This window comes from Pedobacter sp. UBA5917 (assembly GCF_002432345.1).
In the GTDB taxonomy this organism is placed as follows: domain Bacteria; phylum Bacteroidota; class Bacteroidia; order Sphingobacteriales; family Sphingobacteriaceae; genus Pedobacter.
The window spans coordinates 11,968-29,267 of the sequence record NZ_DJDT01000082.1 but is presented as its reverse complement, the minus strand read 5'-3'; the positions used below and the strand labels follow the sequence as shown (position 1 = coordinate 29,267).

Annotated in this window: 14 protein-coding genes; 9 read left to right on the top strand and 5 right to left on the bottom strand. The window is 39.4% G+C overall.

The window, feature by feature from the left end:
- Positions 1 to 81: 81 nt before the first annotated feature.
- Positions 82 to 420 (top strand): MmcQ/YjbR family DNA-binding protein, encoded by a 339-nt coding sequence (locus B2V92_RS05210; RefSeq protein ID WP_293305337.1) that lies wholly within the window; start codon positions 82 to 84, stop codon positions 418 to 420.
- A gap of 3 nt (positions 421 to 423) precedes the next feature.
- On the opposite strand, the gene B2V92_RS05205 is transcribed toward B2V92_RS05210, so the two are convergent.
- The 4 genes from B2V92_RS05205 to B2V92_RS05190 all read right to left on the bottom strand — a co-directional run bounded on the left by B2V92_RS05205 (position 424) and on the right by B2V92_RS05190 (position 4,513).
- Complete coding sequence (locus B2V92_RS05205) at positions 424 to 879, bottom strand: DinB family protein (RefSeq protein WP_293305333.1); 456 nt, start codon at positions 877 to 879, stop codon at positions 424 to 426.
- A gap of 4 nt (positions 880 to 883) precedes the next feature.
- Positions 884 to 1,366, bottom strand: coding sequence for a tetratricopeptide repeat protein (locus B2V92_RS05200; RefSeq protein ID WP_293305330.1), 483 nt, complete (start codon positions 1,364 to 1,366; stop codon positions 884 to 886).
- Positions 1,356 to 2,141 carry a DUF2625 family protein gene (locus tag B2V92_RS05195; protein ID WP_293305328.1) on the bottom strand — a complete coding sequence of 262 codons (786 nt, stop codon included), beginning with the start codon at positions 2,139 to 2,141 and terminating at the stop codon, positions 1,356 to 1,358. Before B2V92_RS05195 ends, B2V92_RS05200 begins: the two co-directional genes overlap by 11 nt.
- Positions 2,142 to 2,479: 338 nt before the next feature.
- Positions 2,480 to 4,513: a M13 family metallopeptidase gene (locus tag B2V92_RS05190; RefSeq protein WP_293305326.1), complete on the bottom strand. Its 2,034-nt coding sequence runs from the start codon at positions 4,511 to 4,513 to the stop codon at positions 2,480 to 2,482.
- 470 nt (positions 4,514 to 4,983) lie between these two features.
- On the opposite strand from B2V92_RS05190, the gene B2V92_RS05185 reads away from it, so the two are divergent.
- The 4 genes from B2V92_RS05185 to B2V92_RS05170 all read left to right on the top strand — a co-directional run bounded on the left by B2V92_RS05185 (position 4,984) and on the right by B2V92_RS05170 (position 9,192).
- Complete coding sequence (locus B2V92_RS05185) at positions 4,984 to 6,972, top strand: heavy metal translocating P-type ATPase (protein ID WP_414691888.1); 1,989 nt, start codon at positions 4,984 to 4,986, stop codon at positions 6,970 to 6,972.
- Positions 6,973 to 7,182: 210 nt separating this feature from the next.
- Complete coding sequence (locus B2V92_RS05180; protein WP_293305323.1) at positions 7,183 to 7,821, top strand: Uma2 family endonuclease; 639 nt, start codon at positions 7,183 to 7,185, stop codon at positions 7,819 to 7,821.
- Positions 7,822 to 7,866: 45 nt separating this feature from the next.
- On the top strand, positions 7,867 to 8,505 hold the full coding sequence (locus B2V92_RS05175) for a Uma2 family endonuclease (RefSeq protein ID WP_293305321.1): 639 nt from the start codon (positions 7,867 to 7,869) through the stop codon (positions 8,503 to 8,505).
- Positions 8,506 to 8,550: 45 nt separating this feature from the next.
- Entirely contained in the window at positions 8,551 to 9,192 is a 642-nt protein-coding gene (locus B2V92_RS05170; RefSeq protein WP_293305319.1) for a Uma2 family endonuclease, read from the top strand.
- Here the strand turns inward: B2V92_RS05170 and B2V92_RS05165 are convergent.
- Entirely contained in the window at positions 9,189 to 9,608 is a 420-nt protein-coding gene (locus B2V92_RS05165) for a DoxX family protein (protein WP_293305316.1), read from the bottom strand. The two genes, B2V92_RS05170 and B2V92_RS05165, sit on opposite strands and share 4 nt — an antisense overlap.
- A 377-nt stretch (positions 9,609 to 9,985) precedes the next feature.
- Here B2V92_RS05165 and B2V92_RS05160 point away from each other — a divergent pair, with 377 nt between their 5' ends.
- The 4 genes from B2V92_RS05160 to B2V92_RS05145 all read left to right on the top strand — a co-directional run bounded on the left by B2V92_RS05160 (position 9,986) and on the right by B2V92_RS05145 (position 17,255).
- Positions 9,986 to 12,676 (top strand): valine--tRNA ligase, encoded by a 2,691-nt coding sequence (locus B2V92_RS05160; protein ID WP_293305314.1) that lies wholly within the window; start codon positions 9,986 to 9,988, stop codon positions 12,674 to 12,676.
- Between the two features lie 320 nt (positions 12,677 to 12,996).
- Positions 12,997 to 14,352: a Gfo/Idh/MocA family protein gene (locus B2V92_RS05155; protein WP_293305312.1), complete on the top strand. Its 1,356-nt coding sequence runs from the start codon at positions 12,997 to 12,999 to the stop codon at positions 14,350 to 14,352.
- A 97-nt stretch (positions 14,353 to 14,449) separates the two neighbouring features.
- A complete protein-coding gene (locus B2V92_RS05150) occupies positions 14,450 to 15,814 on the top strand; it encodes a 3-keto-disaccharide hydrolase (RefSeq protein WP_293305309.1) in 1,365 nt (454 codons plus the stop codon).
- Positions 15,815 to 16,094: 280 nt separating this feature from the next.
- Complete coding sequence (locus B2V92_RS05145; protein ID WP_293305306.1) at positions 16,095 to 17,255, top strand: Gfo/Idh/MocA family protein; 1,161 nt, start codon at positions 16,095 to 16,097, stop codon at positions 17,253 to 17,255.
- The last annotated feature ends 45 nt before the right edge of the window (positions 17,256 to 17,300 follow it).

Below are 17,300 nucleotides of genomic sequence, written 5' to 3'. Positions count from 1 at the left end.
TCTTTAGTCTTTCTCCTTTTACTTTGGTCTTTAAACTTTTGTTACTAGATTTGATCTTACCCTAAACCCTAAACCCTAAATATGGATATAGAATCTTTCAGAGAATATTGTTTAAGCTTGCCAGGTACTACCGAAGGCATGAAATGGGAACATCTGTGTTTTATGATTGAGGAAAAGATCTATGTAATTATCGCTATCGATGAAGGAAATAGTTTCTCTATCAAATGTAATCCCGATGAGTTTGATGAACTGGCTGCCAGAGATGGCATTGCACAGGCTTACCACATGGCCAAAAGGCAGTGGATCCAGATCGAAAATTTAGAGGTCTTAAATGATAAGGAACTGAAAATCAGGGTGGCCGATTCGAGGGCGATGGTTTTAGCTAAACTACCAAAGAAAACACAGGCAAAGTATGTTTAGATTTTATACCAATTTCTTCATTGCCATAATATAGCCAATGTGCATGCCCTCATGAAAAGGTACGAAATTTATGGCGTCCTCTACTGTATTTAATTTCATGCCGTAGCGCTTGTCCCACGGTTCGAACTGTACAAAAATACCACTGGTATAATCTGCAGCCAAACGATCCATACTGCTTAAAAGTATGCTGTAAATCGAGTCGATTTCTTCTTTCCCGATAAACTGTTCAGGTTTTGTTCCGCTTAAAAATGGGCCAAAGTGTTTTGCATCAACAGGTACTGGTAAACCTGACCTTACATAACAAAGATTTTGCTGTGCAGCGGTTAGGTGCGCAATATTCCAGATAATGTTATTGTTAAAACCTTCGGGGATTTTATTTAACTGTTCAGTGCTTAAATCTTTTACGAGTTCTAATATAAAAGCCCTGGTGTTTTTGATCTGTGTAATGGTGGCCAGCATTATTTTACTTCTGTTTTATGGAATTTAGCATATTTAATCCAGCTATTGCCAGGCCATTTGAAGGATTTATTGCTTTAACTTTTTCGTAGTAAATGATGGCGTTTTCTCCTTCTCCTATCTGACTATATGCAAATGCAATATTACAGAGCCCCATTTCTTTATAAGATATTTTTGAATAGCTGAATAAAGTGATAAACCTATTGGTATCAATCCAGGCATTTTGCTCAAAAAAGGCAATACTTTTTTCGAAATAGGGAATAGATTCGAGATATTGATGTTGTTTCAAGATCCGCATTCCATTCCGATGATCCTTTGTTATTGTTTTGCGAAGTATAAATGCCACTATTATATATAAAAGTGAAGCTAATAATATTGGTTCGCTAATCGACAATTTTTCAAAAATCAGCGAAAAAATAAAGATGATCATCATTTGAACAATAAAAGATGGCCAGGAAATTTGGCTATAAACAGGAACCTTACTGCTCATTTTTCGGGGCCTGTTTTTTCACTTCTTCCTCATTTTTGAACTCTTTCGATTTCATGATGTTGAATTTGTACATATCTTCTGTATTAACCAGTTTACGGGTACATTTTTCGATATCGGTACCTTCCTGCCATAAATACGGACGGAAACTATAGGTTTTAGAACCATCTAAATTGCCGATAAACTGGTTCCAGGTACTCCAGCGCAAACCTTTGTAAAATTTGGAAAGATCACTGTCGAAACAGAAAACAAGAAATTCTCCATAACCTGCACCAAGCGGCTGCCAGGTTAAACTGTTTGGTTCAAGATAGTATACATTTTTAATGTCTTTACCCAGGCCGCCATAATTAATGGCAAAAAAGCCACCAACTGCATCATCTGCAATTAAAAGGTAAGGCATATTATCGCCATATTCCTCCAACGTTTTGCCTTTGTTCCATTCGGCAACGTTACGGTTCAGTTTTTCGCTGCCCGAACCCAAAATCCTGATCCAGCCATTATCAACCAAAATACCACCGGTATTGTATATTACTGATCCTAATGTGGCATAAGTGGTGGTTTGTGAATTATAAAGTACTTCTTTAGCTTTTGCCGAATCAACGGGTAAAACTTCAACCTTGTTTTTTGCAGAATCGATCCATTTCTTTACCAAAGGCCAGGCAGGATCGGTTTTGTTGATTAATGCTTCAAGGCTGATCAATTTATTTTCCTGGGCAAAACCAGTTAACGAAAATAAAGTTAAACCGAGGATAGAAAATGTTTTAAGTACACTGTTCATGAAAGGATGCTTATGTTTTTCAAAGATAGAATGATAATTAGGAATTGCCGAAAGGAGTTAAATTAATTTTTGGTAAATATTAAATCTGATTAAATGATTGGTTCGTGGTGACAGGAACCTAGGCGTGGGTTACACGAATCAAGACGAAGAGAAAATAATGAGTCTGGTTTAATGATTGGTTCGTGGCGACACGAACCAAGGCGTTGGAAATGTCAGATGGTAACATCTGACTCCACAAAGAGGGATAAAAACAAAACGTCCCGAAAAAGATCGGGACGCTTGTAATATAGGGATGATATAAAAAATTGATTTTAAACTCGAGGGGAAAGGCCTCAAAACTACCACATTCTAATCCTATCCTCTGGTTTTTTATACAATTTATCACCAGGTTTAACATCAAATGCATTGTACCAGGCATCCATGTTTACAGGTGCACCTATGGTACGGTATGGGCCTGGAGAGTGTGGATCGGTTTTAATTAACTGAGCGGCACTTTCTGGCAAAATATTACCTCTCCAAACCTGTGCCCAGGCTAAGAAGAAACGTTGATCTGGTGTAAAACCATCAATTTTCTCATTGCTCTGACCTTGTTTAGTCATTTTGAAAGCGGTATAAGCTGCATTTAAGCCACCTAAATCGCCAATGTTTTCACCCATGGTTAATTTACCTATTACATGTACTGTATCTAATACCGTATAAGCATCAAATTGCTCACCCAAAGCTTTGGTTTTAGCATCAAATTTAGCTTTGTCTTCTGCTGTCCACCAGTTTTTTAAGTTACCGGCCGCATCGTACTGGCTTCCGCTATCATCAAATCCATGGCTCATTTCATGACCGATTACCGCACCGATACCACCATAATTAACGGCATCATCAGCATTTGGATCGAAGAAAGGGAACTGTAAAATCCCGGCAGGGAAAACAATTTCGTTTAAAGTAGGACTGTAGTAAGCGTTAACTGTTGGAGGTGTCATTCCAAAACGTTTACGGTCAACAGGTTTACCCAATTGATCAACCATTTCGTTGTAACCCCAAACACTCGCGTTGCGTAAGTTTTGGAAATAAGTGCCTTTGTTGATTGTTAATCCATCATAGTTTTTCCATTTTTCTGGATAACCCACTTTAGGCGTAAAGGCATGTAACTTCGCCAAAGCTTTTTGTTTGGTTTCAGGACTCATCCACTCTAAACCGTTAATCCTGATTTCGAAAGCCTTGCGCAGGTTCACAATCATCTGGTTCATGCGTTCCTTTGCTTCAGGTTTGAAATACTTAGCCACATAAAGCTGACCAAGTAATTCGCCAATAGTGCCATCAGTTAACGACGACATGCGCTGCCATCGTGGTGTTTGTACTTTCTGACCGGTTTGAGCCTGTGTAAAAGCAAAACTTGCCTTAACAAAAGGAGAACTTAAACTTGAAGCTGAACCTTTTAAAATATTCCACTCCAGATAAGTTTTCCAATCTTCAACCGGAACCGATTTCAACATACCATCAAAGCTTGCCATAAATTTAGGCGATGAAACCAAAACGGTATCCTGGTTTTTGATTTTGAATTTAGGCAGGTAAGTTGTCCAGTTGATATCTGGTGTTTTCTTGTTGAGCTCTGCAACTGTAAGTTTGTTATAGGTTGCATAAGGATCGCGCATTTCTAAACGACTCATCTGTGCTTCTGCAAACTGTTTCTCAATTTTATAAACAGTTGCCGCTTTTTGTTTAGCTTCTTCAGGCAAACTTCCTGTTAAGGTAAACAGGGTAACCATATATGTATTGTATGCCTCGCGGATTTTAACGCTGCGTGCATCATCTTTCAGGTAATAATCGCGGTCGGGTAGGGTTGTGCCACCCTGGCCGATATTAACCATGTATTTATTTACGTTCTTACGGTCCTGGCCAACACCTAAACCGAACATTCCGCCGCCTAAGCCATTGGTTCTCATGTAAGCCACCTGGTCTAAAACTCCGGGAATATCCTTGATCAGTTTTACTTTTGCCAGATCTGCTTTTATTGGTGTGTAACCTAATTTTTCGATGGTTGCACTGTCCATTGCAGCCGTATAAAAATCGCCAACCCTACGTTTTACCGAACCTGCAGGAGCCGATTTATCAGCAGCAGCTTCTTCCACCAACGATTTTACCGCATTGATATTGAAATCGCGAAGTTCGTTAAACGAGCCCCAACGGGTTTCTTTTGCTGGAACAGGATTGTTTTTTACCCACGTACCGCTTGCGTAGGTGTAGAAATCATCGCCTGGCTTAACGGATAAATCCATGTTGGCAGGATCGATAAATTTTTTTGTTTGTGCATTTGCAGAAAAGCCAGCAGCGACTATACCCAGTGCCGCAAAATATCTTTTCAAATTTTGGTATTTCATTCGCTTAATAAGTTAGTATTATGGTGCGAAATTTATGAAATACAAATCAATACTGAAGCAATATATTAATAATATTACTTGTTAAACCAGTAGTAAATTTTTGCTAGTCCGAGCCGTCTGATCAGTTCGGATGCCGAAAATGGTACTTTAATAGATTTCATAATTTAAATCTTTTATACACTATTAACATTTTTTAACAAAATATATTGTGTGCAGGTAAAAATAATTGCTATTAAGAATGATTCGGGATAAAGCGTTTTATTTTCCATAAATTTGGTTTAAATATTTAAAGGATTAGAAAATGAGTGTGCAGTGTTTCATCGGGTCTTTAGTCCCGCCATACGCTGTAGCCCCGAAGAAAAATCGGGGGCTGCCGCTGCTATCGGGTTTAATTAACAACATTTAAAGCGTTTGGCTACTGATTATCAAATCCTCAATAAAATAAATAATGTTTTAGCATACAACATATAATGAGTCATTCCCACGATAAAGAAGATAGCTGTTGCAGCAGTAAAGCACATTCCGCACCAAAACATAACCACGATCACGGACATTCGCACGGTGAGGACGATGATCACGACCACGATCATGGTGGTGATCCATCCGCATTCCAAACCTATTTGCCAGCCATTGTAACCTTGGCCATGCTGTTGATTGGTGTAGCATTCGATAATCTTTTTAATGTACCTGCCTTTAGTATCATCAGACCATATTGGTACATCGTAGCTTATTTACCGGTAGGTATTCCGGTGTTACGCGAAGTTTGGGAGACTTTTAAGGCAAAAGATTTTTTTACCGAGTTTTCTTTAATGTCTATCGCTACCATTGGCGCTTTTGCTATCGGCCAATATCCCGAAGGTGTAACTGTGATGCTTTTTTATACCATTGGCGAGCTGTTCCAGATGGCTGCTGTAAACCGTGCCAAAGGAAATATTAAAGCCCTGCTCGATGTGCGTGCCGATGTGGCACATGTACTGCGTAACGGAAAATATGAGGATGTTAATCCCGAAAAAGTAGAGATTGGCGAAACCATACAGGTAAAAGCCGGAGAGAAAATCCCTTTGGATGGCGAGTTGATCAGCGATAAAAGCAGTTTTAATACTGCTGCATTAACAGGGGAGAGTAAACCGCGCACCATTAATAAAGGCGAAGCCATTTTGGCCGGAATGCTTAATCTGGATAAAGTAATCGAAGTAAAAGTGACCAAAGTTTTTGCCGATAGTGCTTTATCGCGCATATTGGAAATGGTTCAGAACGCCACTACACGTAAAGCCAAAACAGAACTTTTTATCCGCAAGTTTGCAAAGGTTTATACCCCGATTGTTTTCTTTTTGGCCCTGGCACTGGTTACCATTCCTATTTTGGTTCTGGGTAACGAATATCACTTCCAGACCTGGTTATACCGCTCGTTGGTTTTTCTGGTAATATCCTGTCCTTGCGCATTGGTTATTTCCATTCCGCTGGGTTATTTCGGGGGGATTGGAGCTGCATCGGCTAATGGTATTTTATTTAAGGGCTCTAATTTTCTCGATCTGATTACCAAACTCAATACCGTGGTAATGGATAAAACAGGTACTTTAACCAAAGGTGTTTTTAAGGTACAGAAGGTGGAAAGTAGTATTGATGAAGAGGAGTTTTTAAGCCTGTTAACTGCTGTTGAGGCGAAATCGACACATCCGATTGCTAAAGCCATTGTTGAGCATGCGGGTGATAAAGAAATCCATCCGGCCGAAAATATCGAGGAAATAGCCGGCATGGGTTTAAAAGGATCGGTGAGTGGTAAAGAAGTGTTGGCGGGTAATATTAAACTACTGGAGAAATTCGATATTGGCTTTGACGCAAAAATTAAAGATATTGAAGAAAGTATAGTTGTTGTAGCTGTAAATAAGCAATATGTGGGATATGTTTTAATTGCCGACGAAGTAAAAGAAGATGCCGCAGAAGCCGTTAAACAGTTGCATGAAAACGGAATAAAACAGGTGGTAATGCTAAGTGGCGATAAAACTACCATTGTTAAAAAAGTAGCTGCAGGTTTGGGCATCGATAGTTATTATGGGGATTTACTGCCGGAAGATAAAGTAGCCAGACTTGAAGAGATTAAAACAGATAAAAGCAAAATAGTGGCCTTTGTTGGCGACGGGATTAATGATACACCGGTGCTGGCCATTAGCGATATTGGCATAGCTATGGGCGCGATGGGAAGCGATGCCGCCATTGAAACCGCTGATGTGGTTATCCAGACTGATCAGCCTTCAAAAATTGCAATCGCCATTAAAATAGGCAGGGCCACCAAAAATGTGGTTATCCAGAATATTGTATTGGCCTTTGCTGTAAAAGCGTTGGTTTTAATTTTAGGCGCAGGTGGTATTGCAACCATGTGGGAGGCTGTTTTCGCTGATGTTGGCGTAGCACTTTTGGCTATTTTAAACGCTGTAAGGATACAGAAAATGAAGTTTTAATAGGGTTAAGCGTTTAAATTGGTTAATCGGTTAACTGGATTCGGACAACTGCCCTTCAATTAAAACATCAATTTTATTCCTCATTGATTGATTAGTCATTGATTTTATGGTTGTTGTATGGTTGATTTTGAATTCCATCTGAATGATGTTTTTGAGGCAATGTAAAATAATATATCACTTTCGATACTAAGCAAATTAGTATATTTGAGTGTGTCGAAAAAAGTAGTTCCATATCCTACACCCGATGAAATCGATGAGCCTGTTAAGCAGTTCAATGAGCTTGATGCGTCGTTAACCTATAGTTATGCAAGTTACCTCAACTGGTTTTTTCCTGAAAGGGTAGAGCTTATTGCAGGTAAAATCTTTAAGATGAGCCCCGCACCATCCAGGGTACATCAGGAAGTTGCCGGCAGTATTTTTTTAAACTTAGGTGTTTTTTTAAAAGATAAACCCTGTAAAGTTTATTCGGCTCCGTTTGATGTCCGTTTCCCCAAAGAGAGTAAAGCTGATAAAGATGTTTATACTGTTTTACAACCTGATATCTGCGTGGTTTGTGATAAAAGCAAGCTTGATGCCCGTGGCTGTATTGGTGCACCCGATCTTGTGGTCGAGGTACTGTCACCTGGTAATACCAGAATGGAATTGCTTAACAAATACCGCGTTTACGAAGAATTTGGAGTTAAAGAATATTGGATTGTAAGCCAAAGCGATCTAAACGTTTTAATTTATACCTTAAACGAGGATGGTAAATTTCGACCCTCTAAAATATTTACCTTGAGCGAAACAATCACTTCATCTGTATTGCCCGGCTTTGAATTGGCATTGGATGATGTTTTCGAGGAAATGTAAAATAATATATCACTTTTGATACTAAGTAAATTAGTATATTTGGTTATGTCGAAAAAGCCAGTTCCATATCCAATACCAGATGAGATAGATGAGCCCGTTAAGCAGTTTAATGAACTCGATGCATCGTTAACTTATAGTTATGCGAGTTACCTCAACTGGCTTTTCCCTGAGCGTGTAGAGCTTATTGCAGGTAAAATCTTTAAGATGAGTCCGGCGCCATCAAGTGTACATCAACAGATAACAGGAAATATATATCGTAGGTTAGGTAACTTTCTTGAAAAACAGCCTTGTAAGGTTTTTATTTCCCCATTTGATGTGCGTTTTCCTAAAGAAAGTAAAGATGATAAAGACGTTTATACCGTTTTACAGCCAGATATCTGTGTAATCTGTGATAGAAATAAAATTGATATTCGTGGCTGTATCGGCGCACCCGATCTTGTTGTCGAGGTACTGTCACCTGGCAATAGCAAGATGGAATTGCTTAACAAATACCGCGTTTACGAAGAATTTGGAGTTAAAGAATATTGGATTGTAAGCCAAAGCGATCAAAACGTTTTAATTTATACCTTAAACGAGGATAGTAAATTTCAACCCTCTAAAATATTTACCCTGAGCGAAACAATCACTTCATCTGTATTACCCGGCTTTGAACTGGCTTTGGATGATGTTTTTGAGGAAATGTAAAATAATATATCACTTTTGATACTAATCAATTTAGTATATTTGGTTATGTCGAAAAAGCCAGTTCCATATCCAATACCAGATGAGATAGATGAGCCCGTTAAGCAGTTTAATGAACTCGATGCGTCATTAACTTATAGTTATGCGAGTTACCTCAACTGGCTTTTCCCTGAGCGTGTAGAGCTTATTGCAGGTAAAATCTTTAAGATGAGCCCAGCTCCATCCAGGGTGCATCAGGAAGTATCCATCAACTTATTAAACCCGCTAATCAATTTTTTGAAAGGTAAGCCCTGTAAAGTTTATGCTGCGCCGTTTGATGTCCGTTTTCCAAAAGAAAGCAAAGCCGATAAAGATGTGTTTACAGTGCTTCAGCCTGATATCTGCGTAATTTGTGATAAAAGTAAACTGGATGCCCGTGGTTGCATCGGCGCACCCGATCTTATTGTCGAAATTTTATCGCCTGGCAACACCCGAATGGAATTACTTAATAAATACCGGGTTTATGAGGAATTTGGAGTTAAAGAATATTGGGTAGTGAGCCAAAGCGATCAAAACATCTTAATTTATACTTTAAATGAGTATGGCAAATTCCAACCTTCTAAAATATTCACGCTTAGCGAGAAAATCACTTCAAGTGTATTGCCAGGCTTTGAGCTCGCAATCGATGATGTTTTTGATGATATTGATTAACACATTTTTTTTGCTTCTGATTTTTGGGTTAAGGCAGTATTAAAAAACATAATTGCTGTTAGTAGGCATATCAACACAAAGTTATATTCAATACCATTTCTTCCACCGCCTACCACAAACCAGCCTTCTTTAAAGTGCACCATAATTATGCCCATAATCAGCACAAAAATTGTTGCAAAACATGCCACGCGGATATACTTGTTTATTAACAAAAGTACCGCACAAACAATATGTGAAAGTTTAATCGTCCAGGCAATGGCCACTCCATAAGGTGCAAATCCTACTTTATTCAGATAAAAATTCCCGAAATCATTTATTCCTCCATCAAAAATACCTAAAACACTGTGCGACAGTAAAATTATAGCGATCGTTATGCGTAAAATGGCATAAGCTATTTTAAAGTTTTTAGTATTCATGACGTTTTAGATGATATGTTGAACTAAAATACAATTATCTGTTCAGATTTTAGTGGTGTTAGATATTCCCATCTAACGCTGAATTGATATTTATTTTTTGCCACGGAAACATGGATTAAACCCTGTTCATATTTATAATATCAATGATAATTGCTTCTGTAACTTCCGGCTTCACGTTGGAACAGCAAGTGGAACATTAAAACAGAATGCTGCGCTTGCTTTCCAAAAAAAAACACCCCGACTTGCGGGTACCTCCCTAAAAAATCGCAACAGGCTCTCTAAAAGAGGGGAATGATTAAACGCATAAGTATACCTTTAGCTTCACTCTGCTTTGGTGTTTCAGCTTAAATAGCTATTTTTGAACTTTTAATACATTCATGAGCATATCCACCAAGTACAATCCTGCAGAAACAGAAGATAAATGGTATAGCTATTGGCTATCGAAGAAGTTTTTTCATTCAGAACCCGATGAGCGCGAGCCTTATACAATAGTCATTCCGCCTCCAAACGTTACGGGGGTGCTGCACATGGGACATATGCTTAACAATACCATCCAGGATGTGCTGATCCGTAAGGCCCGTATGCAGGGTAAAAATGCATGCTGGGTACCTGGAACCGACCATGCTTCTATTGCTACCGAAGCAAAAGTGGTAGCGATGTTAAAAGAACAGGGAATCGATAAAAAAGACCTTTCGCGCGAAGAATTTTTGAAGTACGCCTGGGAGTGGAAAGAGAAATACGGCGGTATTATTTTAGAACAGTTAAAAAAATTGGGCGCAAGCTGCGATTGGGACCGAACCCGTTTCACGATGGAAGAAGACCTTTCTGAGGCTGTTATCGATTCGTTTATCCATCTATATAAAAAAGGATGGATTTACCGCGGTATCCGTATGGTTAACTGGGATCCGGCAGGTAAAACCGCTGTTTCTGATGAAGAAGTAATCCGTAAAGAAGTAAACCAGAAGTTATATTATATAAAGTATACTATTGTAGGAGATACAGCTTCGGACCCCGGACTTCAGACTTCGGACTATCTTGTTGTTGCAACAACACGCCCGGAAACCATTATGGCCGATGCTGCCATCTGTATCAATCCGAACGACGAACGTTTTACGTATTTAAAAGGCAAAAAAGTTTTTGTGCCTTTGGTTAATCACGAAATCCCGGTTATTGAAGATGAATATGTGGATATCGAATTTGGTACGGGTTGTTTAAAAGTTACACCAGCACACGATCTGAACGATTATGAGCTGGGTGTTAAACACAATTTACCGGTTACCGATATTTTAAATGACGACGGTACTTTAAACGAACTGGCAGTTATTTTAGTGGGCGAAGACAGGTTTGTTGCCCGTAAAAAAATTGCCAAAATGTTGGATGAGGCCGGTCATTTAGAAAAAGTTGAGGACTACAAATCTCAGGTTGGTTTCTCCGAACGTACCGATGCTGCTATCGAACCAAAACTTTCGATGCAGTGGTTTGTGAAGATGAAAGAAATGGCACAGCCAGCTTTGGATGATGTTTTGAACGGAGAAGTAAACCTGATCCCGAATAAATTTGAGAATACTTACCGCCACTGGATGGAAAATGTCCGTGATTGGAACATTAGCCGTCAGTTATGGTGGGGACAAAGAATCCCGGCCTGGTACGATGACAAAGGAAATTGGGTGGTTGCCAAAACAAAAGATGAGGCTTTAGAAGAATTCTGGAAGAAAAAACACCTTGACGAAAGTTGTTCAGACACTGAAAAGGCAGGATTTAAACATCAGTTGGAGCCATTTTTGCGTCAGGATGATGATGTAATGGATACCTGGTTTTCATCGTGGTTGTGGCCGATTTCAGTTTTCGATGGTTTTAAAAACCCAGAAAATAAGGATATCAATTATTATTATCCAACCAACGACCTGGTTACCGCACCTGAGATCTTATTCTTCTGGGTGGCACGTATGATTATGGCGGGACACGAGTTTATGGGCAAAAAACCATTCACTAATGTGTACCTAACCGGTATTGTACGCGATAAATTAGGTCGTAAAATGTCTAAATCATTGGGTAACTCTCCTGATCCGATCGGATTGATTGAAAAATATGGTGCTGATGCCGTTCGTGTGGGAATGTTGATGTCGTCGCCTGCCGGAAACGATTTAATGTTCGACGAAAGTTACTGCGAGCAGGGACGTAATTTCGCCAGCAAAATCTGGAATGCTTTCCGCTTGGTAAAAGGATGGGAGGTTGATGAAAACCTTGCAAACCCGAATACACAGGCCATTTTGTGGTTCGAAAACCGTTTTAACGAAGCGTTGGTAGAAATTGAAGCTAATTTTAAACAATACCGTTTATCGGAAGCTTTGATGATTACCTACAAACTGGTTTGGGATGATTTCTGTGCATGGTATTTAGAGATGGTTAAGCCTGCTTACCAGCAACCGATTGATGCCGAAAGTTATAAAGCAACCATTGCCTTTTTCGAAAATATCATCAAATTATTACATCCTAATATGCCTTTTATCACTGAAGAGTTATGGCATGATGATTTATTCGCTGAACGTGGAGAACTGGATTGCTGTATTGTTGCCGAATTCCCTAAAGGTGGTGCCTTTGATGAGAAATTGTTGAAAGAGGCAGAAGTAATTAAAACTGTTGTTGCCGAAATCAGGAATGTGAGAAACCAAAAACAGATTTCGCCAAAAGAGGCATTGCCATTAAGCATCAAAGTAAATTCTGATCTTGACTACGAAAAATGGTTAAATATAGTTTTTAAACTGGCGAATGTAACCGAGGCTGAAATTGTAAACGAGAAACTCGTGGGTGCTACAGCCTTTATGGCCGGAAAAGATGAATTTTTCATCCCGCTTACCGAAAATATTGATGTAGAAGCCGAACGCGAACGCTTAAATGCCGATTTAGTGTATTTACAGGGATTTTTAAAGGCGGTTGATTCTAAATTGAATAACGAACGTTTTGTTCAAAATGCAAAACCCGAAATTATTGCCAACGAACGCAATAAAAAGGCTGATGCTGAAGCAAAAATCAAAATCATTGAAGAAAGTTTAGCTATACTGAGCTAGAAAAATAAATATTATCCGATAGTAAAAGCCTTTCAGAAGAAAATCTGAAAGGCTTTTTTATGTGTTAATAAGGAACAAAAAATAATTATTTCAAACGTTTTCCTCGTATCTGTAAAAACAGGTTACTGTATTAAAAACTAGCTTTATTGATGTTTATTTGGTGTTATTGCTACAGTTAATTATTGTTTTAAGATAAGGTTTCAAAAATATTACTTTTGAAAATTTAAGGTTTACTTTTATTAACCATATTTTAGATTTTATTAAAACGGTTTACCCAATCGTAAACTATTTAAGTGATAATCTAACCTAATATTCCTCAAATGGAAAATTCCAGACGAAAATTTATTAAACAATCTGCAGTATTTGCTGCGGCAACCTACGCCGGTACCATGGGCATGAGTGCCAAAAGTTATGGGCGCATCATTGGTGCAAATGATAGGGTACGCGTTGGTGTTGTTGGATTTTCTGACCGTTTTAAAGACACCCTTTTGCCTTGTTTCCTGAACCACAACAAGGAGCTGAATTTCGATATTGTTGGTCTTTCCGATCTGTGGAACTACCGCAGAGACTTGGGGATTGCTCATCTGAAAGCAAAATTCGGTCACGATATCAAAGCCTGCAGAAACAATGATGAACTTTATGCCACGAAAGATCTCGACGCTGTAATTATCAGCACTGCCGATTTTCAGCATGCTTTACATACCATCGAAGCGGTAAAAGCCAATTGCGACGCGTATGTAGAAAAACCGTTTGCCGAAACCATGGATGATGCCAAAGCTGCATTTAAAGCAGTTAAAGCGAGCAAACAGATCGTACAGATCGGTTCGCAACGCAGAAGTGGAGAGAATTACACCAATGCGGCAAAATTTATCCAGGATGGGAAATTCGGGCCGATTACCGCAGTAGATCTGGTTTGGAACGTAAACCAGCCGGGCAGATGGCGCAGACCGGATTTAGTAGCTAAATTGAAAGAAGAAGATATCGATTGGAAAAGATTTTTATTGAACCGCCCCAACGAGGCTTTTGATCCAAGAAAATATTTGGAATACCGCTTATTCTGGCCATATTCTTCAGGTATGCCCGGTCAGTGGATGAGCCATCAGATTGATACCGTACACTGGTTTACCAATTTAAAGCATCCACGCAGTGTAGTGGCCAATGGCGGCATTTACACCTGGAAAGATGGACGTAGAAACTGGGATTCGATGGTTGCAGTATTCGATTACGGTCAGCCCGATACAACTGATGGTTTCCAGGTTACTTTTACTTCAAGAATGCAGAACAGCGTAGGCGATGTTGGAGAGGTTTATTATTCGAATGGAGGTGAATTGAACCTGATTACCAATAAAGTATCACCCAAAGGTGGTTTAAGGCAACAGGAAGCCTCGGCGATGGGCTTAAAAGCCAATCTTTTGCCTGAATTCGATTTGAGCAAAACCGAAGTTAAAGCTGCAACAGGCGCCAACATGGGGGGCGACGCGCTAACCTCCGGCCATATGCGCAACTGGATGGAATGCGTACGTAGCCGCAAAACACCAAATGCCCCTGTAGAGGCCGGTTATTCTCACTCTATTGCCAACATCATGACCAATGCTGCGGTAAGAACCGGTGCAAAAGCCACTTTCGATGAAGGTAAACAGGAAGTAATCGCAAACGGAAAAGTATTTAAATATTAATTTATCCAAACCAAACCATACGCCTTAGCAAACCCTATTGAGCACATAACTAAGATGCCCTCAGGTGGCTTAGGTGGTTGAAAATAATAAACCTATCATGTTAAATATCAAAAAATATAGCATTCTGGCCCTTTCCCTCATCAGCTTATCGGCCGCTGCCCAAAAAGCAAAGCCCTTGTTCGATGGTAAAACACTAACCGGCTGGAAAGCCGTTGCAGGTGCCGCACCATATAAAGTTGAAGATGGTATGATTGTGGGCACCATGACCAAAGGCACACCAAATTCCTTTCTGATCACCGAAAAAGAATATGGCGATTTTATTTTAGAATTAGATGTAAAACTCGAAGGTGAGACCACCAATTCTGGCGTTCAAACCCGTAGCCACATCAAACCTGAAGGAAACAATGGCAAAGGCCTGGTTTTTGGCCGACAGATGGAAATAGATCCTACGCCAAGAGCATGGACAGGCGGAATTTATGATGAAGCCAGAAGATTATGGTTATATCCTTTAGAGCTTAATCCATCGGCCAAACCACTGTATAAAAAGAATGAATTTAACCATTACAAAATAGAATGTATCGGTAACGAGCTTAAAACATGGGTAAATGGAAGCCCTGTTGCTTATGTAGTCGATACGCTTGATAAATCGGGCTTTATCGGTTTACAGGTACACGGTATCGGCAATAACCTCGATAACGACGGCAAAAAAGTTTATTTCAAAAACATCAATATCCAAACAGAAGGTTTAAAAACCAAAACTTTTCCGAAAGGAATTTACACCGTTAACTTAACACCGAATACTTTATCTGCTTACGAAAAATCGGAAGGTTATAAACTCCTGTTCGATGGCAAAAGCAATGCAGGATGGATAGGTGCATATAAAACCACTTTTCCAACAAAAGGATGGAAAATAGCCGATGGTGTGATCAGTGTAGAGCCTTCTGGCGGTGCCGAATCAACCAATGGGGGCGATATTGTAACAAAGGAAGAATATGCAGCGTTCGATCTATCGTTTGAGTTTAAACTTACACCTGGTGCCAATAGCGGTGTAAAATACTTTGTTACCCTGAGCGAAAAAAATACAGGTTCGGCCATTGGCTTGGAATACCAGGTTTTAGACGATGTACTACACCCTGATGCTAAATTGGGCAGGGATGGAAACCGTACCCTGGCGTCGTTATATGATTTAATGACGGCTAAAAAAGAAGCCCGTTACCTGCGCCCAATTGGTAGCTGGAACAATGGCCGTTTAGTGGTTTATCCTAACAATAAGGTAGAACACTATTTAAACGGTGTAAAAGTTTTGGAATATACCCGTGGTTCGGAAGAGTTTAAAAAACTGGTTGCCATTAGTAAATATAAAGATTGGAAAAACTTTGGCGAAGCACCAAAAGGGCATATCTTGCTACAGGATCACGGCAATAAGGTAGATTTCAGGACGATTAAAATTAAAACTTTATAACCTGAGTTCGATTAATATTTATGTGTTTTGATTAGTTTTAGCCTACTTTTCTTAACGCGATCGTCATGCTGAATTTATTTCAGCATCTTTCCTGCTAGATAGACCCTGAAATAAATTCAGGGTGACGACTTTGAGTTAAAAATATCCGCAGAAGACTTTTAAGCCAATATTAATAATCGAATTTAGGTTATCTGTATGAATCTGTGGTTCAATATATACGAATAAAGAAATAAAATATTAAAATATCATGCATCGTCGGTCTTTTGTAAAACATACAGCTTTGGTAGGTTCAGGGTTATTGGTTGGGAATCAGGTTTTTGCTGATCTGTATGCAGATCAGATATATAATGTAGCCATGATCGGTTGTGGCGATCGGGGTAAAGGAGTATTGTCGGTAATTAAATCCATGCCAGACCGTTACAGTATTAAAGCCTATTGCGATCTGCTTGATTTTAGGCTTAAAGAAGCCGAAAAATATGTACCTGCCAACGCCAAAGCAATAAAAGATTACCATAAAGTGCTGGACGATAAAACCATCAATGCGATTTTTATAGCTACACCGTTAAGCGAACATTTCAGAATTGCCAAAGATGCCGTGCTTGCCGGGAAACATGTGTATGTAGAAAAAACCATGACCTATAATATCGAACAGGCACTTGAACTCCGAAAACTGGTGAAACAATATCCTGATCAGGTTTTTCAGGTAGGTTACCAATACCGTTACTCTCCGCTTTATTTTAAAGTGAAAGATATGATCCAGAGCGGCTATCTGGGCAAGGTTACACAGATAGATTGCCGTTGGGACCGTAATGGCAACTGGCGCAGGGCTGTTCCTGAACCGGCTTTAGAACGGAAAATCAACTGGCGAATGTATAAGGAATATTCAGGTGGTTTAGCCGCCGAATTACTGTCGCATCAGATCGATTTTATCAACTGGGCATTCGAAACACAGCCGGATGAAATTATGGGTTCGGGTGGAATAGACGTTTTTAAAGACGGTCGCGAAACTTATGATAATATCCAGGCTATTCTCCGCTATAACGAAAAAGGAATGATCGGTAATTTTGGTGCCACCTGTGGCAATGCACACGATGGTTACCTCTTTAAAATAAAAGGGACTAAAGGTTCGGTTTCTTTATTAACAAATACAGGCCTGTTTTATCCTGAAGCAAGTACCAAAAAAGAACTTGGCATTGTTGATGGGGTTACCGGGGCAACAAAAATTGTGGTGAATAAAGATGGCGGAATTCCTATTCTGGATAAACCGACTTTGGATGGAACCAACTACGCCCTTGATGAATTTTATAAATCAATTACCACCAAAAAAATACCTGCATCAAATATCAATACCGGTACGCAGGCTGCAATATGTGTAGCCATGTGCAACGAAGCCATTTATAGTGGTAATAAGCAGGTTTGGAAATCAGCGTATAATGTGTAATGCTTGTCATCCTGAGCCTGTAGAAGGATTTTTATTTGTTTTGGA